Source organism: Methanobrevibacter sp., assembly GCF_017431965.1.
Lineage (GTDB): Archaea > Methanobacteriota > Methanobacteria > Methanobacteriales > Methanobacteriaceae > Methanocatella.
The window spans coordinates 51,625-72,969 of record NZ_JAFRKB010000049.1; the positions used below are offsets into that span (position 1 = coordinate 51,625).

Consider the following 21,345-nt stretch of genomic DNA (forward strand, 5'->3'; position numbering starts at 1 on the left):
ATTATAGTTATAATTAAGGGGATATGTTTTAATGAAAAGAATCGATTTACATATGCACAGTTTATTCAGCGACGGAGAATTGTTACCATCAGAACTTGCAAGAAGAGCTTTGAAATTAGACCATGAAGTTATTGCAATCACAGACCATGTTGACTGGTCAAACGTTGACATGATTCCTGCCATTCAGGATGCGATTGATGACATAAATGCCAACTGGGACATTACCGTTGTTTTAGGTGCCGAAGTGACACATGCCCCTTGCGAGTCCATTGACGGAATAGCTGCAAGGGCAAAGGAGTTAGGGGCAAAAATTGTTGTTGTTCACGGCGAAACATTAAATGAACCTGTGACTCCCGGAACCAATAGGGCTGCTGTTGAATCAGAACATGTCGACATTTTAGGCCATCCCGGTTTAATTACTATTGAAGAGGCAGAAATTGCAAAGGAAAATGATATCTATCTGGAAATATCAGCCCGCCAGGGCCATTGCCTTGGAAACGGACATGTTGCAAACGTGGCCCGTGAAGTTGGAAATAAACTGCTTGTGAATACTGACACCCACTCACCGGACAACATAATCACTTTTGAAAAATCATATGAGGTTGCACTTGGTGCCGGCTTAAGTGATGAGGAAGCCATGAAAGCTATTGTGGACAATCCTAGAGAACTTTTGAAAAGCAAAGGAATTTTATGAAAGCATCTAAATTATTAAAGATTATTCGTCAAAATTTAAAAGAATATCCAATCGATTACTTGAGAAATAAGGCAGTTGACGACAGATACAAAGATCCCCTAGTTAAAAAACTTGCAAAATATAACTCAACCGTATATGATGAGATATATGCGCTAGATATTCAAGATGATTTTGAAATAAAAGATAGCCTAATTAAAAATATCCAATCAGATATCGGGTTTTATTTTGACAGATATGCTCCTGGTGATGCGGAAACCCGTGAATTTACAAAGTATATTTCACTGTACCTGGCGCTGATTGCCAAAAAGCCGCTTCATCCATTTACCGAAGATAATAAAGATGATGTTTACTTTTTTAATGGAGACTATTTTTGTAAAGGGCGCGTTAAATACATTCATGATAAAAAGTCATTGTGCAGATACTGCGTCTGTAAAAACGTGAGCTTTTCCGGAATGTTTTAATTATTTGAAAATTCCTTTAGGTTGATAGTTTCATCAATACACAAATATTGCATTAAAATGTCAATTGCCTTTAGGAAATCCTCATCAGCACTGACAAACTTCAAATCCAAATTAGGATTTCTGCATGCAAACTCATTTGCATCAAATAAAATATTTTCATCAGATTCATGTAACAGCGCTTTTCGAAGATGTTCATTTTTAATTTTATCTAAAACCACTTTATCTTTTTTAGAGTGATTTGGAACTAATTTCATATTATTAAAAATGATTCCTTTTCTTAACCTATGATTGCCTTCAAAGTCATTAATAAATTTCTTAAATTTTAACTTAATTAAGAAAACCTCTTGAGATTCACCAAAATCAAAAGATTTCCAAATTTTATCAAAAATTATATGCATATCTTCAATTTTCAACTTTTCTACATTTGTTAAATAATTAATGGGATAATACAATTCCTGCATTGTTAAAAATTTAAAATCATCATATTTTTCAATTTCATAGAATAAATCAAATAAAAATCTATTAAAAACATCACATTTTCTAATAAAAACTTTTTCAACTTCCATTTTAACATTATCTGAAAAATAATTATTTTCACTTTTAAAAATAAATTCTCTAGATACCTCAAATAAAGAATCCAAGCAAAATATATATCCTATAATAACATTAGAATCTAAAAAGGAATTCATTATATCACCAAAGAATATTAGTAATTTCAATAATCAAATTTTCATAATCACCATCATATTCATAAATCTCCATATAAAAAAAGTCCTTTTGTTTTTCTAAAAATTTAATAAAATTACAGTAATAATCTTCATAATTATCATTAGCTAATAGTTTTCTATGAATCAACTTAAAAAACTCATTAAATAGATTATTAATAAAAGCAATGTTTATGAGAAATAACCGAATATGCTCTACTAAATAATTTACCATAAATCTTATAGAAAAAAAGTTATAAAATTCATTGTCTAAACTCCCAATAGAATTTAAAATACCTAAAATTTCATTCATAGAATTATCAATGCTTTTCAATTCTTTTAAAAAATCATCATCATTAGAATACAATTCTACTAAATCATCAATAGAAATATCATTTTTTGGTTGGAATGAATTAAAAAAATTTTGAATATTATCATAAACATCTTTTAAAGCTTGAAAATTGACTTGTTCATCTATCTCATACATTTATAATCACCGAACAATGGTTTTATCAGTGCTTAAAAGATATATTAATTCCTATTTAAGTATTTTTGGTTGTAAATGACTGCAATTTAATACAATGAGACAATTTTTTGTTTAAAATAAAAATAAATTATTTTAAAACTTTATAAGTTAAAATCAAATCTTTATCCAAATTATATGAATCAATGAGTTCCAATTTGGTGGCCAAATCCATCAATGGGTATCCATCACCATCAAATAACGTCTTTGCATTTGCTCCGCCAACAACCATCGGAGCAACACACAGCCTTATCTCATCGATCAGTCCTGCCTTTATCATGGAAAAGTTCAGGGTAGCTCCACCTTCAAGCATTAGCTTATTGATTCCCTCTTCATGCAGGTAATTCATTAATGCAACAAGATCCACTCTTTTATCTCCACTCCAAAAGAAGTTTACTCCCCTCTTTGTTAATGTTTGGTACCTGTCTGAGACAATGAAATCATATTTATACTCATTTGCACCGGCAATGATTGTCTTTGCATCCTTATTGGTGATTCTTGCGGCAATTGGAGTTCTGCATCTGCTGTCCACAACCACCCTTACCGGATTGTCTTCTGGATTGGCGTCAACCTTGTGAACTGTCAGCCTTGGATCATCTGCAAGAACAGTCCCGATTCCAACCATGATTGCATCACATTCACGTCTAAGCTCATGTACCCTTTTCAAGTCTTCAGGTCCTGAAATATTTGAACTTCCTGTTTCAGTTGCTATCTTTCCGTCCAGTGTCATTGCCGCACTCAATATTACATAAGGTTTCATTAAATCACCTAAATATGATAAAACATTTCTTTAACATGTAAAAAATTAGCCAATGTTTGGTTTTCAAGCATTCCCGGCATTATTAAAGCTACCAAAATACCTAATATTCCAAATACTATGCCAATACCCCAAATTATTCTTACAGCATCCTTTTCAGCAATCGGTTTTCTTAAGATTAATCTGATTAATGATTTGAATCCTGTTTCCGGTCTGACCAGTTTACCTTCATCGTTCAGTTGTGTTGGTTTTTGTTGGGAACGATTCATTACGCCTGCTGAATAGAATTTTAAGGCAGCGTCAATGATGTTCGGCATCAAAACAATCAATGCAATCAGTTTTACCCTTCCGATAAATGCAATTGATACGATAGCCGCTCCTATGATTAATGTACCAGTATCTCCTGGGAAAATCTTTGCAGGATATCTGTTGAAGTATAAAAATGCAATCAATGCCCCAAGCATACTCATGGAAATGATTGTCACATCATATTTTCCCAAGATTATGCATGCTATTGTAAGGGAAGCCATTGAAATAATGCCCAAACCGGATTCAATTCCGTTTAAACCTGCCAACATATTTGTTAAATTGGATCCAATAGACAAGGCAATAGGAATTGAAATTAGATATATTATTCCCACATTATTTGGAGCCGCCCAAATCAAAGGAAGGCCTGCTAAAAACAATAGGAAAAACTTTTCCTTTGAAGACAGAGCAAGCAAATCATCAACTATTCCTATAATGCCCACAAGCAAGATTACAATTAAAACGACACATAACGGATATGCCAAAATATCGTGCATGTATATTCCTGAAAATATTCCAATGACAAATCCGAACAGAATTCCGAATCCACCCATTTCAGCCACAATCGGTTTCCATGACTTATGAATATCTTTTCCAACAATGTTTGCATTTTCTAATTTCTTAATTATCCTAGGCATTGAAAATCTGGTTACAAAAAATGAAAGTAACCCACAGATTATTGCAATTGCGTATAACGGAAGTTGCGGAAGAATCACCATAGTATCACTTCTTATTTAAAATATAATAAACACTTCTTAATGGAATATCCAAGTTCTGAGAGATTTCCTTTGCAGAAAAGCCCTCATCTTTTAGAGCCTTAACCTCGGAGTGATTATTTTTTCTTTTGTAATTATCAAATTTTACATCTTCTTTATTTTTTCTGAGCAAATAATAAACGCGATTGATATTAATTTCTAATTTCCTTGAAATTTCACGAGCTGTAATCCCATCTTTTGCCAAATTCAAAACTGTCTTCTCAATGCCATTTGTTCTGCTTTTAGCTCCCCAGTTATATTTCTTGCTGACTTCAATATCCAGCTGCTTCAATGCTCCAATATAATTTTTTGAAGTTCTGTTATAGACGCTTGGAGGACATGTAATTTCTGATAAATTCGGATATTTGTCTATCAAATCCACAATCATGGATGATGACAACACTTTGGTTACATGAATTTTAGTTACACTCTCGTCCATAATATCACTATTTTTTAATCAAATCAAGGAATTTTTTGGATTTATCGCTTTTAGGGTTCTTAATATGATCAATATTTTTTATTTCCTTTTTAATTTTAGATTCATTAATGTTAAATGCATTGCTTATCTCTTCAAGTTCAATGTCTGAATTTTCATATATCAACCCTGCACCCAATGCCACATGGTTGAATTTAATGTTTGAATTCTTGATTTGCTTTTCAAACTTGAATTTTTCATATAAAAGCAAATCCATTTCATAAACAGGAATAATCTTAATGTCAGTGAAATCATTTAAAATATCAATGACCTTTGTATATGTTGTTTGGAAAACCTTGCGTTGTTCACGGTCAAGCTCTACACGAATATATGGAAATGGGCCTAAATCGATTCTACGAGAGTTGAAAGAGGTTGTCATATAATATCTGAATATATCCCACATGATTAAAACGGATGCGATATTTACAAAAGTGCTCCTGTAGATATTATCCCTTATTTTCAAATCCCTTTTTAAAGATCTCTTCTTATTTCCGAATTTGTCAAGATAATTCAGTTTCTGAAGTTCACTATTGATTTGGGCTTTTCTCCATGCTTCAATAGCATCCACATCATATTTGTCAATGAAATCAGGAGCCTGATTTTCAAATTCAGAAATTATATTATCATATGTATTTATCCTTTTAAAATCAGATAATCTTCGCTTTAAAATATCATCCTTAATATTTATAATTATATTTTCACAATATCGAACATAAGCGATTGCAAGTGCTGTTCTTGCATGCTTATCATCAATAATGGCAGGTTTGGTCCTATGGAATCTCAATGCTTCAATTCTAACACGAGGACCATATATTCGCCTTACTTCTTCTTCATAATTTGAGACATATTCAGAATCCAAAGTGATGTTTTTTCGAATCAGCCTATTGTTTTCATCTTTAAATCTGATAACAAGAGAAATCGTTTTTACAACACCCTTACGTTCCTGCTTTAAAATGGTTAATACTCTTTTAAGAGCTTCTCTACCATAATTGGAAAAGTTACTCATTAAAACCATGTAATTGCCTGAAAGAGGTAAGAATGGAATTATTTCAATCCTGTGAGTTGCCTCTTTATTGATTTTAAAAGTAAAAGAACTGCAGCCGCAGCTACATTTTGAATCCATTTTTTTATATTCTTCAATGGAATACCTTTTATAGCAAGAATCACATTTTACATATCCGAACTGCTTAAGATTTCCAAGGGCAATCTTATGTGAATCAATAGCTGACTTGACCCTATCCAGAATATTTTTCTTAGCATTGGCTTTCATTCTAAATATTTGATTATGCCTGCTATTTTCACCAACTTCATCCAATGTTACTTCTGATACTGATTTAGTTCCATATCTGTTCAAGGATGTGAAAGGAGTAGTGTATCCTTGAGCATCCATATCATCCTTTAGTTTTTGCAAATGGTTTAATCTGTCATCTAGTTTAAAATAAAGGCTTTTGAAATCATCAAAATCATCAATATTTTCCAAGCTAATTGAATCATTTGATATTTCCTTTAGATATTTCTCAGCTTTATTTACCAGGACAGATTCTTCCATACTAATCAAATTTTATTGAATTCTCTCACCGATTTCAGCATTTTCATCAGGAGATAATAATGCGCCGCTTTCTCCTGTTGCTAAAATCATTCCTTCGGATAGGGTTCCGAATAATTTAGCCGGCTGTAGGTTAGCTACAACACAAACTTTTCTGTCAATCAATTCTTCCGGAGAGTAGAATTTTGCAAGCCCAGCAACGATTTGTCTTGGCTTTTCTTCTCCAATGTTAACTTGTAATTTTAATAACTTGTCTGATTTTTCAATTTTTTCAGCTTCTATTACTTGACCTATTTTAATTACAACTTCGTCAAAATCATCAATGCTAATTAAATCACTCATATTTTCATCCTCACTGCTTTGTTTTAAATTTTCTTGTAATTTTGCTTTTTCAGCTTCAATTACATCATCATCAATCTTTTTAAATAATGGTTTTGCCTTATTGATTTCATGACCTTCAGCTAAAAATACATTAGCATCTTTCCATTCATCCAAATTTTCCAAATTCATGATTTTAGCTATTGCATCAGCTTTAGTTGGCAAGAACGGTTTTAATGTGTAAGCCAATGTTTTAGCCAGTTGATTGGACAGGTAAAGACAATTTGCCGCTTTTTGAGGGTCCTCTTTTACTGCTTTCCATGGCTCCTGATCGTTGAAATATTTGTTTCCTTTCTTAGCCACTATAAATACATCAAGCAAACCTTCCCTAAATTCAAAGTTGGAGATATGTTCTCCAGCCTTTTGAGGCAATTCCTCAATAGCTTTCTTGAAATCTTCATCTTCCTTGGACGGATTCTTGTATTCTGGAATCTTATTGTCAAAATACTTGCGGGTAAAAGTAAATGTTCTATGCAGGAAGTTACCGATAACATCGGCCAACTCGTCATTGTTTCTTCTTTGGAAATCATCCCATGAAAAGTCTGAATCCTTATTGAGGGGAGCATTGATTGTCAAATAATATCTGAGCAAATCAGGGTCATAATCCTTTACAAAATCAGCTATCCAAATAACCCAGTTTTTACTTGTTGACATCTTTTCTCCTTCAAGGGATAGGAATTCCCCCGCATAAATCATGTCCGGCAATTTGCAGCCATATGCCTTCAGTAAACCCGGCCAGAATATTGAATGGTGGTAAATGATATCCTTTCCAATAAAGTGAACTACAAAGTCATTCCAGTATTCCTCCCATTTCCTTCCGGATTGAGCTGACCATTGTGAAGCTGATGATATGTAACCTAGGAATGCTTCAATCCACACATACAATACCTTACCTTTTGCCTCATCTAAAGGTACTGGAATACCCCAATCCATATCCCTTGTCAAAATCCAATCATTCAAGCCGTCTTCAAGCCAATTGGTTGCATAATTTTTTACGTTGGCCGGAAGGTTTTCATTGTTTGAAATATATTCCTTCAAGTCATCCTCAAACTCTGACAATTTGAATGCATACTGGAAGGTATCCTTGATTACAGGAGTTGTTCCGCAGGTTATGCAATGAGGCTCATCAAGTTCGGTTGGATCAAGGGCCCTTCCACACTTTTCACAGTGGTCTCCACGAGCTTCAGACCCACAAACAGGACATAATCCCTCTACATACCTGTCAGGAAGGAATTTGTTACAATTAGGACAATACAACTGTTGGATATCTTCCCTGTAAATAAATCCGTTATCGTATAAATCCTTAAAGAAGTTCTTAGCTATTTCATAATGAACATCATCAGTGGTTCTTGTGAAATTGTCCAATGAGATATTCATTGATTCCACATCACTAACAATCATATCATGATAACGTTTAGAAATTTCAATCGGTTTTTTATTTTCCTTATCAGCCTTTACTGCAATTGGAGTTCCATGCTCATCAGTAGCGCAAACCATCAACACATCATTTCCAACCATTCTATTGTACCTTGCATAAATATCCGCAGGTAAATAGGTTGAACGGATATGGCCTAAATGACATGGGCCATTTGCATAAGGAAGTGCACATGAAATAAAAATTTTAGACATTTAACTTTTCCCCTTATTTATTTTAAACATATTATAATTATATAATTACTATATAATAAAGTATTATTTTTAACACTGTTATTCAATAACAAAACAAGATAAAAATTGATTTTAAAAATAAGTTAGCTATTTAATATAGAAAATAAAAAGTTAAAAACATGGCTGAAGTTTCATATATCAATCCCCTGTCAAATGAAGGAAGACAGATTATACGTGAATACGGTGATTTAAGCAAAATCTTTGATGAGGACGAGCAATTAATCGAAGAGATTACCCATACTACCAATCAAAGGATATCCGATGATAGTTTAATCCCTAAATCATACAGAGATTATGCAATAAAACGTGTTCAATGGGCCATTGAAAAGAAGAACAACAAAAACTTTACACAGGCAGAATTTGAATATCTGACAAACAGCAATCTTTTCATGCAGGACGTTGTAATATTCCATATACTCTGTCAAGCCATTGCAATTCAGTTCAATGTGGGTTCACGTGAAACCAGACTCTTTATTGAATCACAGGGAATCCTAATCCAAGAAAGATTAGCTAAAATACCTCCAATGGCAAGAGCAGATATTATTGATGAAATTTTAGACGAAGTTAAAACTGATGGTTCAATTAAATGGAACTCGCTAAAGGATGTTATCGCTTCCAAAAAACTTAAATTAACTGATTTATTGATTGATGATGGAGACATTATACTTCAGGGCGATGACTTTCTAGATAGATTTTCAGATAAGTTCCATGACAGAAGTCCTGATAGAATGTACAATATCCTAATTGGAGACAGCTTAAAGGAACAGATTTTATCAAGACTGATAATGCAGAAAACCGAAGAATACATTGGAAGAATTAAAGAAATGTCTGCACGTGTTGAAATCCATCCTGCTATTGTAAGAATTGGCGAAGAGCTAAAAGAATTTATACCTGAAGAAACCAGCAAATACAACCAATATTATGCCGGAAGTGGAGGAATATATGGAAGCGTTCAAGCTGGAAAATTAAATCCTGAAGCTTTTCCACCATGCATTAAAGCAACTGTTGATGGCGTATCTTCAGGAGGACGTAATGATGCAATTGTGCTTCTTTTGACATCATTTGCTTCATATGCCAGATTATATCCTAGGATCTTTGCTTCAGATGAAACAGTGAAAGTATCCGATATGGACCCTGACCTGTCAATTACCGAAAATGAGATATTGCCATTGATATTTGATGCTGCAGACAATTGTACACCGCCGCTTTTTGATGATCAACCTCAAGAAAAAATCAACATAATCTCCAAATTAGGCTTTGGAATGCATGAAAAAGTCGACATTAACCATGAAGGCGAAACCAAATGGTATACTCCTATGAGCTGTGAGAAAATTAAAATCCACCTGCCTCAGCTATGCCACCCAGACAAATCATGTAAAGGCATTAATAATCCTCTATCCTGTTATGGCAGAAAAAAATATCAACTTGACAATCAACCTAAAGATGATTCAAATTCATAATCAAATGTGAAATAAGTTACTTATTTTTTAATATATTCTCCATATATCCCTATGAAAGTATATATTTCGATTAATTATTATTGAAAATTTAAATTATATTTAATTTTTAATTGAACTCTAAAAAAGTGAATATAAACAGATTAATTCCAATTTAAATTATAATACTATTTATAATAGAAAATATAAATTTTATAGTATGATTTAATTTATCTAAAAAGATGTTCATTACTTTAAAATAAAAATAAGTTAAAATAAACATTTTTATAAGTGGAAAAAAGTTTATGAATAAAATTTATTTTTATATAAAATATATGAATGATTTTTAGAATTTTAATAATTAAATTATAATAATTTAATATTTTAAAAAAATATTTTTTTAAATAAACGGTGGAATTTATGAACATGAATAATAATATGAAAATTGGGATAGTAACTGCTGTATCCGTAATAGGTCTTTTTGTATTATCATTGTTAATTACTCAAGCTCCTGCAGGAGACGATAATGCAGTAAGATTTGGAGTGTTAACATTACTACCTCCTCTTGTAGCTATTGCGTTAGCATTTATTACAAAAGAAACAATATTGTCCCTGTTTGTAGGAGTTTTCGTAGGAGAATTCATGGTTAGCGTTAATAACTTGAACATTATTGAAAGTGCAATCAATGCATTTTTAGCAATAGGAAACCAAGTTATCAGCAGTATGGCAGATCCGTGGAATGCAGGTATCATTCTTCAATGTTTACTCATTGGAGGTGTAATCCAATTAATCACCAAAATGGGTGGGGCAAAAGCTCTTGCAGATGCATTAGCCAGCAGAGCTAATACACCAAGAAAAGCTCAACTTATTACCTGGTTTTTAGGATTATGTGTATTCTTCGACGATTACGCAAACTCATTGATTGTAGGTCCAATCATGAGACCTGTAATGGACAAACTTAAAGTATCTAGAGAAAAGTTAGCATTCGTAGTAGACGCAACCGCAGCACCTGTTGCAGGTATCGCAATTATTTCTACTTGGATTGGTTTAGAAATCAGTTTAATTGCTGCAGGTTTTGAATCAATCGGAATGAATGTAAGTGGATTCGGTATATTTTTACAAACCATTCCATTCAGATTCTATAACATTTTAATCTTAATATTCATTGTAATTTCTGCACTCACATTATATGAGTTTGGACCAATGAAAAAAGCAGAACAAGCTGCACGTGCAAGAAAAGAGTCAGAACCTATTCAAACTTTAGAAGCACCAGGTTTTGATGAAGTAAAACCAGTTGAAGGAATCAAATTAAGCATCTGGAATGCTATTATTCCAATCGGAACATTAATTGTAGGTGCACTTATTGCATTCTACTGGAGCGGATACACTGGTATCTTAGGTGGAGAAGATCAAGCTCTCATTACATTAATGAAAACTGCTCCATTTTCCTTTAACGGTATCTTTGAAGCATTAGCTGCTTCCGATGCTTCTGTTGCTTTATTCCAAGCAGCTTTACTAGCTTCTATAGTAGCTATTGTAATGGCAGTATTACAACAAATAATGACCATCGAAGAAGCTATCAGTGAATGGGTAGGCGGTATGAAAACTATCGTGATTACTGGTGTAATCTTATTACTCGCTTGGTCCTTAGGTGGAGTTATCGGTGATATCGGTACTGCAGACTATTTAGTAAGTATCCTAAAAGATACATTACCATTCTGGATTTTACCAACATTAATCTTTGTTTTAGGTGCTATAATCTCCTTTGCAACAGGTACATCTTATGGTACAATGAGTATCTTGATGCCATTAACAATCCCTCTCGCTTGGGCAGTTAACCCTGAAATGGGATTCGTTATTATCTGTACAAGTGGTGTATTGACCGGAGCTATTTTCGGAGACCACTGTTCACCGATTTCAGATACTACAATTCTGTCAAGTATGGGTACCAGCTGTAACCACATTGACCACGTTCAAACACAGATATACTATTCAATATTCGTTGCAATCATTGCTATCGTATTCGGATACATCCCAGCAGGATTTGGTGTTGCATGGTACATCTGTATCCCAGTCGGTGTTGTAGTAATGTACCTTGGTTTAAGAATACTAGGTGAAAAAGTAGATTTTGAAGAAGCTGCATAGCTTTCTTCTCTTTTTTTATTTTTTTTAAATTGAAGATTGTGAAAACTTAAATGGATTATGGTCTTCATATATAGCATCATAATACTTATTCAAAATAGCTGATTCCCACATGTTATAATTAGCCTGCTCATTTTTTTCAAAATTGTATGCCAGAAGACCGATTTTCCTGTTGTATTCATCAATGTTATTCTTCTCACAAAAATCAGTTATTATATCAGGAATATATTCGCATGGATCATCGCTTGAAAAATCCAAAAACTCTTCATATTCAATTTTAGAGAATAACTCTTCAGCATCAATAGGCTCTTCTGTTGATTTAATGGTAAACAATTCAATATAAATCTCATCGGCTAAAGGAAGCTGATTGAATTCAATGCCCAATCCATGTACTTCACCATTTTCTAAATTTAATACAGTATGACCTGTTCTTTGACATGAAATCCAATTGTCAAAAGCAGGTTTTACAATTTCTTCGGGAGTCAGAGCGGAAAGGACTGTCTTTAAATGCTCCACTCCAATAACTTCAACTATCTCTTCCATATGATTATATTTTGCAAAAACTATTTAATAAATTATTTAGAATGTGAATTTTAAAAAAAAAGTTCTTCCTAACTATTTGATATTAGGATAGTTATTGCATGTTTATGGTGAAAAATAGCCTATTTTGAAAATAAATTCAATAAGGCTATTGATCACGTCAAATATTTTGTCATACATTTATTTTATATTTGAAAAATCTTTTTTGTGCAAAAGAATTTTTACAAATAGGCATATGTCCCACCCGCCTGCCCTAAAATAATGAAATATTTTCATTATTCCTGTTTAAAGCCATGTTATTTGAAAATACACATTGTTTCATCCTTATTCATGTCGTGATACAATTCTGCCTTATCCTCACCAAAGTCAATGACCTGCACCATGGAATATATCTCCTCATTCAAATTAGGATTTATATCATTTAGGATGTTTGGATAATCAAAAATCATATCCCTGTTGAATTCTATTTTTTTCTCATTTTCAAATAATGCCCCGTAGTATATTTCCGCTTCCACCAGATCCTGGAACATGTGGCTTCCAAAAGATAATTCCGGCATATAACCAACTTCACTATATGATTCCTCCAGAATTCCAGAGAAATGACTAATATCAGCAAATACTACCGGAATGCCCAGCTCAGGAGAGGAAGTACCAATTCTTCCAGGAACGATTAAAATAGCAGTCTTATCGTTATCCTTACAGTAAGTATTTATTTCACTAATTACTCTGGACAGTGAACTTTTTTGAGCGTAAGGATATTCATAATATTTATGCGGATCCACATAACAAATCACATCTATCTTATTCTTTCGTGACATGCCCATGGAAGATTCTTTAATATGGAAGAAAACATTTTTATCTTCAGGCATTTCAATATCCTCATCGTTTGTTGAAACCTGAAGAGGGCGGCATTGAAGCAAGTTAATGTTAAAAGAATCATCTTCTCCAAAATTGACCGTATATTCAATATCAACCGGATAGTCATAAGCGGTTTGTAATGTTTTCAGGATTTCTTTCATCTCTTCAATGAATTCATGATTCTTTACAATCCCTTCACAGTTTACAAATACTATTTCACGACGTTGACCCCTCTCGCGAAACATTCTCTCTGCTTCGCGGTCGTGTTCAACCAGAACTTTTTTTGCATATTTCGGAATAACATCTAAACCTTCATCAATAGGAATATCATGTAGGCTTATGTTTTTTAAATCTATAACATCCAGATAATGTTGAGAATACCTATGTTTTTCCTTTATGTCCTTCATCATAGTTAGTTCAGGTTTATCGAGGTTAATAATTCTAGGATAATCTTTTTTTGTTCTGTCAACAGCCTTGGTACCAAGACCCATTACAAGCCTCAACATACCTTTACTGTTATCCATATCCGGAAGTGGAGAATATGGACTATATGAAAATCCTACACCTGCAGCAGTAGGGAAGAAATAGTCATCATAATATGAACCGGAAACTCTTTGAACTAGAAGAGCCATTTGTTCATCAGTATCATCCAAACCGTTTAATTTCCTGTATTCCAAAGCGGAAACATTCATAGTACTTGAATATACCACTTTCACCGCCTCTTCAAAGGCAGCCAAACGTTCTTCAAGAGTGCCTCTGTTTACACAAAATACAGATTCATATTTTCCTGCAAATGCATTGCCGTATCCATCTTCAAGGAAACTACTTGACCGGACAATAATAGGATTCTGTCCGAAATAATCTAAAATATGTATAAATTCCTTTTTAATTTGATCTGAAAAGGTACCTTTTTTAAGAGCCTCTTCCAACTCTTTACCATATTTATAATATCCCTCTTGTGTTCTTTGCTTTACTCGAAGATCCCATAAATCATTTGAAACTATGTAGGTATAAAATAAGTCTGAACCAATGTAAAATGAATCATCAGGTTCAAAATTATTGTATATGTCTGGACGGTCCTTTTCAATTATCTTTCTTGCAAGCAGCATTCCACATGTTTTACCACCTACCAGTCCGCTACCTACACGACGGTCATAAATTGTGGTATAATCCTCAAAGGTAAAGTATTCCCTGATTTTAGAAAGCATCTTCTCATCTTTCGTCATCATCAGCTCACAAATCTTATCGCACTCCTCATCGATATTCTTGCCTTCTTCATACTCCCTTCTAACCTGAAGCATATACCTTTCCCAACTGTCTAAAGTTTGTTCATTTTGATACTTGTCCGAATTGATAGTCTTGTAATATTTGCTAACTTCCTGACCATCCTGCAAAACTTTAACAAAACCTGTTATCGGGTTGAATTTATGTCCTAAAAACATTGTCTGTGAATATCTATTCCATACCTTCAGCGGAGCGACATAAACCTCTTCTGGAGAATTTGAGTATACATTTAAAAACAACTGCGTTGTTTCACGAATTTTAGCAATAGCTTCATATGAATGTCTTCCACGAAGAATTGGGAAATATGCTACAGTATCCAACTGAAACAAAAATGGACAGGTAACCTTAAAGAAATTACCCATCATCAAATCTGTTGACCAAACGGCCTGAAGGTCACTTAAACAGTCGAAAACATAGAATGCATCAAAACCCTCTTTTTCTATAATCCTGTGGACTTCCAAAGTGAATGTTTCAAATTGGTTATATGGATTTACCTGATAAATTTTAATCCCGTCACGTTCTATCATGCAAAATTCTGTGTCGGAATTATCTTGTTCAATTTCAAGCAATCTAAAATCTTCCTCAGTCATTTCTATTAATGGAGGATGATTAGCGAATCGAATATATATTAAATTCCTATTATCCTCTTTTGCCTGTTTTACATAAGGATTAACAAAGTAAGAAAATTCATTTAGATTTGTAACATTCCATACAACATTATCCCCTAAACGAATATTATCTAAAGCTTTATCAAGCCCCGGAATTCCTGATTTAATTCTATCGAATGCTGCCATAATAATATCTCCTAAAATTGATTTTAATTTCTCACCATCGGCACTCCAGTTAATTGTGAAGCTTCCATAGTTAATGCAACAAGATCTTGGCGTTCAAGATTTTCTATATCCGTATTTCCGGCTTGTTGAGTTAAAGATGTTACTTCTTGAGTCATTGCTTCAATATAATTTGCAACTTGTTGACCTTTTCTTATAGGGTCTAATCTTCTTCTAAGCACTCTGTCTTGTGTTGCAATTCCTTTAGGACAAATGCCTTCAGAACAGGACTGGCAAACTTTACAACCTATTGATATTAATGCGGATGTAGCAATATATACTGCATCTGCACCTAAAGCTATTGCTTTTGCCACATCAGCTCCAGATCTTATTCCACCTGCAGCAACAAGACTTACTTCACTTCTTAAATTAATGTCTTTAAGAGCATCATCGGCTTTTACTATTGCCTCTATAGTAGGAATACCTGCATGTTCGGTAACTACTTCCGGTCCAGCACCGGTTCCACCTTGCATACCATCAACAACGATTATGTCTGCACCTGCTTTTGCTGCGATTTTCACATCCTGTTCAACCCTACCCGCTGCAAATTTTACAATAATAGGTATTTTCCAGTCAGTGATTTCCCTCAATTGATCTATTTTCATTCCTAAATCCTCAGGCCCTACAATATCCATGTGTCTAGCGGGACTTAATGCAGAGGTTCCTTCTGGAATGTTCCTAACTCTAGCTACTTCTGCAGTTACCTTATGGGCAAGTAAATGTCCACCCATTCCTGATTTTGCACCTTGACCTATTTTTATTTCAACAGCTTCTGCACTGTTTAAATACTCTGCTGAAACTCCAAAACGGCCTGAAGCATACTGTGCAATTAATTTATCAGCATAATGTCTTTCTTCAGGAAGCATTCCTCCTTCACCAGTATTTGTTATTGAACCTACTTTACTGCTTCCAATAGCCAATGCCATTTTTGCTTCTTTACTCAATGCGCCGAAAGACATTGCCCCAATCATGATTGGAGTATTTATCTCAATCGGATTTTCCGCAAATCTGTCTCCAAGCACTACTGAAGTTTTGCATGTTTCCCTGTATGAATCTATTGGAGGTCTTGACACCTGTGCAGGCAATATGCTTAAATCATCAAATGTTGGTATTTTTCTGGTTAATCCACAACCACGAACTTTATATGATCCTGTTTGGCTTTTACGTTTAATTTCCACCATTGTTGAATTTGACCAAACACCTCTACCTTCATCAACAAGAGGCCTGACATATATTGCGTGTGTTGGACACATTTCTTCACAAATTTTGCATCCTACGCAATTTTCTTGATGAATTGGCAACGGTTCATCATTGATTACTTCATATACTCCGTGAGGACAATTTGAATAACAGCTATAACAATTTTTACATGAGGATTTTTTAGGATTGTCACACAAATACCAACAACAACCCGGCCTATCATTATTCTGCCTACATATCTCTATTTTTCTTTCAACAGTAAATGACATTTAATTCACCTCCTCATTCATGTTTTTCAATGGCTTGAATACCGGACAGACAGAATATTTTGTTCCACCGGATTTAATGACCTCATCAATATCCCTTGTTAGCTTTGCATAAGGTTTCCAAGCCAAATAATCCTTTTTATCAACAACAAGTGCATCAGTTACAATATCATTGGATAATAGATAGTCCAGCAATGTTGTAACAATGGAACCGTCCTGACCTTGGCTATGCTTTAAAGATTTGACAGATAATACTTTTATAAACTCGCCAATAGCTTTTGAATTGTCATTTCTCAAATCTTCAGGTGTGAAAGTTCTTGGACAAACTGCAAAGCATGCATGGCAATCTGGAGGGCATTCGCCTTTCATTATAGGTTTTGTATCATCAATTGTAATCAGATTGTCAGAACATACATATTCACATGCACCACAGAGCACACATGCCCCAATATCTATGACATTTGATTTTAAATCTGAGAAATCGGACACGGAGATTTCATTTGCGATTGAATCGTCTGATTTGTCTCTTTGGTATAGCACAGGTCGAGCCAAAAATTCTCTTTTTTCAATCTCTTCAATGTTTTTGTTTATTTTAGTTTGTGCAATTTTATTCAGCAAATTGAATTGTATTTCAGAAAGCTCTTTAGCTTCAATGAATTTCTGTTCCAATGCTCCATTGACTATTTCTTCACCTTTTTTTGTTCTGATTATTAATGTTGACCAACCATCATCAGATCCTATGGAACCTATAGAAATGTCTGATGTTTCTGATGTCAATTCAACACATATATTGCAATTTTTCCTAATTATCCTTTTAGCTACAGATAAAGGTATTTTTACAGTTTCTCTATTCTTCAATAATAGAAATACGAACCCTTTATCTATCTGGAATTTTTCAATGTCATCCATTTTTAAATCATATTCTTCTAAGAGATTTTCAAAATATTTATATGAAAAATTTTCCATACAAAATAAGCCCAATTTAACATCAATAGGGCTATCAGTATAATATTGTATTTTGGATGCTGCCATAATTTCACATGGTGTTCCAACCATTGCTATTTTATGTTCACTCATTTTATCAGCCCCTATTGCATATTAACAATTTTTTTAAAATTCGCATAATCAATATCGGTTAGTTCAAAACCGTATCCTGTTAAGATTTCTTTTAGCTCACTTTGATCTTCAGGTGTGATTTTTTCCATAGCTGCATTTTTCCCTAAGCTTTTCACATCACCCAGAACAAAAATGGTTCCTCTCATAATTGATTCACCAACATCATCGGTTACATCACCAAGTATTATGAGTTTGCCTCCCATCATAAGCAATCCAGTCATGAACCCGCTATTTCCACCAATTATTACGGTTCCGCCTTTCATGATTTCTCCAGTTCTTGATCCAGCATTACCTTTTACGATAACAGTTCCACCATAGATTCCTTGTCCTGCGCCATCACCAGCTGTACCTTCAATAATCAATTCACCTTCTGTCATATTATCTCCGGCAAACCAGCCAGCATTTCCGTTGATGTGTATATTTGGTCTGTTAACCATTGTTCCAACAAAATAACCTGCAGACCCATTTATTTCAATATCCACATCTTCAGTCAAACCCGCACAGATATTGTGTTTGGATTCGGGGTTATCAATAATGAGCTTATCATGATGTGCAGCCTGTTGTTTTATGGTACGGTTTAATTCTTTTTCATCCATATCTTTTGCATCAATGACGTATTCTTTCATAAATAAACCCCCTAGATAGTATAAGCCCTTGTTTCACCAGGATAAATTTGTTCAATATTATCAGAATCTGTGACGTCATGCAATGCCATTTCTTCTGAAGCAACGGCAAAAATCTCATCAGTTTCCACCATTACTCCTGGCCTAAGGCCAAGTTTATCCTTTGCAATACCTATGCCGTTAGGTGTTCCTACCAATATTGAAAAAGGACCGTCCAAATCAATTACTGCTTGATCTAAAGCTTCTTCCAATTTATAACCTTGGTCAAGTTTATCCGCCATATAATGAACAATGCACTCGGTATCGTTAAATGATTCAAAAGTATGGCCTTTTCTTTCCAGCGGATCCCTTATTTTCCAGTAATTAGTGATTTGTCCATTATGCACTACAGTTATGTCAGGTATGATGTAGCTTTGATATGGGTGTGCATGATAGCGGTCTACACCACTTTCTGTTGCAAAACGGGTATGGCCGATTCCATGTGTTCCCATCCTATTTGGAACACCGAACCGTTCTGCAATGTCTTTTACTTTACCAACATCCTTAATCATTTCAAATGAATGTGAACCATTGATAACCCTTACATTTTCCAAATCATCTATTTCCATTATATATGGTTTTAAAAGAGTATAATCATCCAATGCTATTTTACATTTATATACATCAGAATCGCCTACAGATTCAACTAGCTGTTCTTCATATATTGGGCTAATTTGAGTCAATAGTGATTTTAAATTATCTAATGTACCTCTTTTTCTTTTTACTTCAATGTTTAATTGATAATAATTTTCCGGAAAATTTAAACTGCCGTAGATTGCATAACCTGCTGAATCAGGACCTCTGTGTTGTAGAGATTCCAACATTGAAGTTAATGCTTCCCCAACAGGGTGAGCTTTCTTATCTTTGTATATTACACCTGCTATTCCACACATTTTTATACCTCCATAAAATAATCGGTGAATACACGAATTTTAAGTTAATAAAATAAATTCATATGCCTAATAAATACTAACCTAAAATTACATATGCCTTAAAAAGTAATTATTCTAAAATTCATTCTGAATTTTTATATGCCTCATAAACCTAACAATTCTAAAATTATACCATATGCCTAAATAATAATTCTAAAATTACAAAACATTTGACTTTAAACCATTTAATCACAATTCAACTCATTTTTATATCGTAACCTCCAAAAAAATTTTAAAATCCGGCAGTCAATCAGTTGACCGCCATAAATGAATAATCTTATACGTTTAAATACTCATCTCTTTCATAATCGAATACTTGTATTCTATAAGCATCCCATTCAGCTCTTTTGATATTATAGAACTGATTGAACACTTTTTCTCCAAGAGCATTTTTAACGACATCATCCTCTTCTAATGAATGATATGCCTCCCATAGACTTGTTGGTAAATTGCCAATTCCTCTTTCAGCAATTTCATCTTCAGTAAGTGCAAACAAGTTTTCTTCAGTTGGTTCACCAGGGTCAATCTTGTTATCCATACCGTCCAAACCAGCTTCAAGCAATGTTGCAAATGCTAAGTATGGGTTACAGGATGGGTCTGCAGATCTGCATTCAATTCTTGTACCTAAACCGCGGGATGCAGGAATCCTCAACAATGTTGACCTGTTTTTAAAACCGTAAGCAATGTAACATGGTGCTTCGTAACCTGGCACTAAACGTTTATATGAGTTAACGGTAGGGGATAAAATTGCAGATAACGCTGGTGCATGTTTTAATAATCCTCCAATGAAGTATAACGCTTCTTGTGAAATTTGATTTTCTGCATCAGGATCATAGAAAATATTTTTTCCGTCTTTGAATAAACTCTGATTACAGTGCATTCCACTACCATTAATTCCTAGGAATGGTTTTGGCATGAATGTTGCTTTAAAACCTAAGTTATTGACTACTGCTTTAACAGCTTCTTTGAATGTTATAACAGCATCTGCTGTTTTTAAAGCATCAGCATATTTAAAGTCAACTTCATGTTGTCCTGCTGCCACTTCATGGTGACTAACTTCCACATTGAAATCCAATTTTTCTAAACCTAATACAATTTCTCTTCTAATGTCTGTACCTTGGTCAAGAGGTTCTACATCAAAGTATTCAGCCTCGTCCGCAGGGATGTAATTTCCGTTTTCATCTTTTGTTATAATGAAGAATTCCGGTTCAGGACCCATATTGAATTGGTATCCTCTTTTTTCTGCTAACTGTAAAGATTTTTTAAGTACACCTCTTGGGTCTCCGTCATATGGTTTTCCGTCTGTTGTGAAAATATCACATATGAACCTACTAGTACCTTGTACTTCAGGCCTCCAAGGGATTGTTGAAAATGTGTCTATATCTGGTTTTGCAAGTAAATCACTATCATTAATTGATGCTAATCCTGCTATTGAAGATCCATCAAATAATAATCCATCATTCACTATATCTTCGACATCATTGGCTTTTTTAAGAGGCACTGCCATACTTTTTGGTAGTCCATGTATGTCTGCGAGTTCTAATTTCAAAAATTTTATATCGTTTTCTTCAATTGTTTTAATTATTTTATCTAATTTTTCATCTTTTGCTGACATTTTCTCACATCATTTTTTGCGTATATTATCCACTTAGTTGAATAATATGGAAAGTGGAAAACCTTTTTTGACTAAATGAATTTTATAAAATACATCGCCGGAAGGAAACTTCCTTCCTACTAATAAATATTAAATTATTAATATATAAATGTTTAGGACCAAAACTTTAGTTTACAGATGACTTTAATAAGTTTGTT

The 21,345-nt window shown here is 33.8% G+C and carries 18 protein-coding genes; 4 read left to right on the forward strand and 14 right to left on the reverse strand.

All coding sequences use genetic code 11. The features are described from left to right. Window positions 1-31 precede the first annotated feature (31 nt). Both IJI93_RS07165 and IJI93_RS07170 read left to right on the forward strand, forming a co-directional pair. Complete coding sequence (locus tag IJI93_RS07165) at window positions 32-694, forward strand: histidinol phosphate phosphatase domain-containing protein (RefSeq protein ID WP_292821642.1); 663 nt, start codon at window positions 32-34, stop codon at window positions 692-694. Then, window positions 691-1,155, forward strand: a complete 465-nt coding sequence (locus IJI93_RS07170) for a DUF2115 family protein (protein ID WP_292821644.1) — start codon at window positions 691-693, stop codon at window positions 1,153-1,155. The genes IJI93_RS07165 and IJI93_RS07170 overlap by 4 nt, the downstream gene beginning before the upstream one ends. Here the strand turns inward: IJI93_RS07170 and IJI93_RS07175 are convergent. The 7 genes from IJI93_RS07175 to metG form a co-directional block, all read right to left on the reverse strand. Continuing rightward, complete coding sequence (locus IJI93_RS07175) at window positions 1,152-1,721, reverse strand: hypothetical protein (RefSeq protein WP_292821646.1); 570 nt, start codon at window positions 1,719-1,721, stop codon at window positions 1,152-1,154. The genes IJI93_RS07170 and IJI93_RS07175 overlap by 4 nt on opposite strands. Before the next feature lie 127 nt (window positions 1,722-1,848). Then, a complete protein-coding gene (locus IJI93_RS07180) occupies window positions 1,849-2,346 on the reverse strand; it encodes a hypothetical protein (RefSeq protein ID WP_292821648.1) in 498 nt (165 codons plus the stop codon). A gap of 127 nt (window positions 2,347-2,473) precedes the next feature. Next, window positions 2,474-3,142 (reverse strand): 2,5-diamino-6-(ribosylamino)-4(3H)-pyrimidinone 5'-phosphate reductase, encoded by a 669-nt coding sequence (locus tag IJI93_RS07185; protein WP_292821650.1) that lies wholly within the window; start codon window positions 3,140-3,142, stop codon window positions 2,474-2,476. 8 nt (window positions 3,143-3,150) lie between these two features. Continuing rightward, window positions 3,151-4,164 (reverse strand): glycosyltransferase 4 family protein, encoded by a 1,014-nt coding sequence (locus IJI93_RS07190; protein WP_292821652.1) that lies wholly within the window; start codon window positions 4,162-4,164, stop codon window positions 3,151-3,153. A gap of 4 nt (window positions 4,165-4,168) precedes the next feature. Further along, window positions 4,169-4,639: a hypothetical protein gene (locus IJI93_RS07195; protein ID WP_292821654.1), complete on the reverse strand. Its 471-nt coding sequence runs from the start codon at window positions 4,637-4,639 to the stop codon at window positions 4,169-4,171. Window positions 4,640-4,646: 7 nt separating this feature from the next. Then, the gene (locus IJI93_RS07200; protein WP_292821656.1) at window positions 4,647-6,224 is read right to left on the reverse strand and encodes a DUF530 domain-containing protein; all 1,578 of its coding nucleotides are present in this window, start codon (window positions 6,222-6,224) and stop codon (window positions 4,647-4,649) included. Window positions 6,225-6,236: 12 nt separating this feature from the next. Next, the gene (gene metG / locus IJI93_RS07205) at window positions 6,237-8,228 is read right to left on the reverse strand and encodes a methionine--tRNA ligase (protein WP_292821658.1); all 1,992 of its coding nucleotides are present in this window, start codon (window positions 8,226-8,228) and stop codon (window positions 6,237-6,239) included. A 158-nt stretch (window positions 8,229-8,386) separates the two neighbouring features. On the opposite strand from metG, the gene priL reads away from it, so the two are divergent. Together priL and IJI93_RS07215 are read left to right on the forward strand one after the other, a co-directional pair. Next, on the forward strand, window positions 8,387-9,727 hold the full coding sequence (priL, locus tag IJI93_RS07210) for a DNA primase large subunit PriL (RefSeq protein WP_292821660.1): 1,341 nt from the start codon (window positions 8,387-8,389) through the stop codon (window positions 9,725-9,727). A 396-nt stretch (window positions 9,728-10,123) separates the two neighbouring features. Continuing rightward, a complete protein-coding gene (locus tag IJI93_RS07215; protein ID WP_292821662.1) occupies window positions 10,124-11,848 on the forward strand; it encodes a Na+/H+ antiporter NhaC family protein in 1,725 nt (574 codons plus the stop codon). A gap of 24 nt (window positions 11,849-11,872) precedes the next feature. Here the strand turns inward: IJI93_RS07215 and IJI93_RS07220 are convergent, their stop codons facing one another. The 7 genes from IJI93_RS07220 to glnA all read right to left on the reverse strand — a co-directional run bounded on the left by IJI93_RS07220 (window position 11,873) and on the right by glnA (window position 21,148). Continuing rightward, window positions 11,873-12,388, reverse strand: a complete 516-nt coding sequence (locus IJI93_RS07220; RefSeq protein ID WP_292821664.1) for a hypothetical protein — start codon at window positions 12,386-12,388, stop codon at window positions 11,873-11,875. Window positions 12,389-12,681: 293 nt separating this feature from the next. After that, complete coding sequence (locus IJI93_RS07225) at window positions 12,682-15,321, reverse strand: PEP/pyruvate-binding domain-containing protein (RefSeq protein WP_292821666.1); 2,640 nt, start codon at window positions 15,319-15,321, stop codon at window positions 12,682-12,684. A gap of 23 nt (window positions 15,322-15,344) precedes the next feature. Beyond that, window positions 15,345-16,826 (reverse strand): glutamate synthase-related protein, encoded by a 1,482-nt coding sequence (locus tag IJI93_RS07230; RefSeq protein WP_292821668.1) that lies wholly within the window; start codon window positions 16,824-16,826, stop codon window positions 15,345-15,347. Next, window positions 16,827-17,900 (reverse strand): Coenzyme F420 hydrogenase/dehydrogenase, beta subunit C-terminal domain, encoded by a 1,074-nt coding sequence (locus tag IJI93_RS07235; protein WP_292821670.1) that lies wholly within the window; start codon window positions 17,898-17,900, stop codon window positions 16,827-16,829. A gap of 11 nt (window positions 17,901-17,911) precedes the next feature. Beyond that, the gene (locus IJI93_RS07240) at window positions 17,912-18,565 is read right to left on the reverse strand and encodes a tributyrin esterase (RefSeq protein WP_292821672.1); all 654 of its coding nucleotides are present in this window, start codon (window positions 18,563-18,565) and stop codon (window positions 17,912-17,914) included. Between the two features lie 11 nt (window positions 18,566-18,576). Beyond that, complete coding sequence (locus IJI93_RS07245) at window positions 18,577-19,494, reverse strand: glutamine amidotransferase (protein ID WP_292821674.1); 918 nt, start codon at window positions 19,492-19,494, stop codon at window positions 18,577-18,579. Window positions 19,495-19,810: 316 nt separating this feature from the next. Next, window positions 19,811-21,148, reverse strand: coding sequence for a type I glutamate--ammonia ligase (gene glnA, locus IJI93_RS07250; protein WP_292821676.1), 1,338 nt, complete (start codon window positions 21,146-21,148; stop codon window positions 19,811-19,813). Window positions 21,149-21,345: the final 197 nt, after the last annotated feature.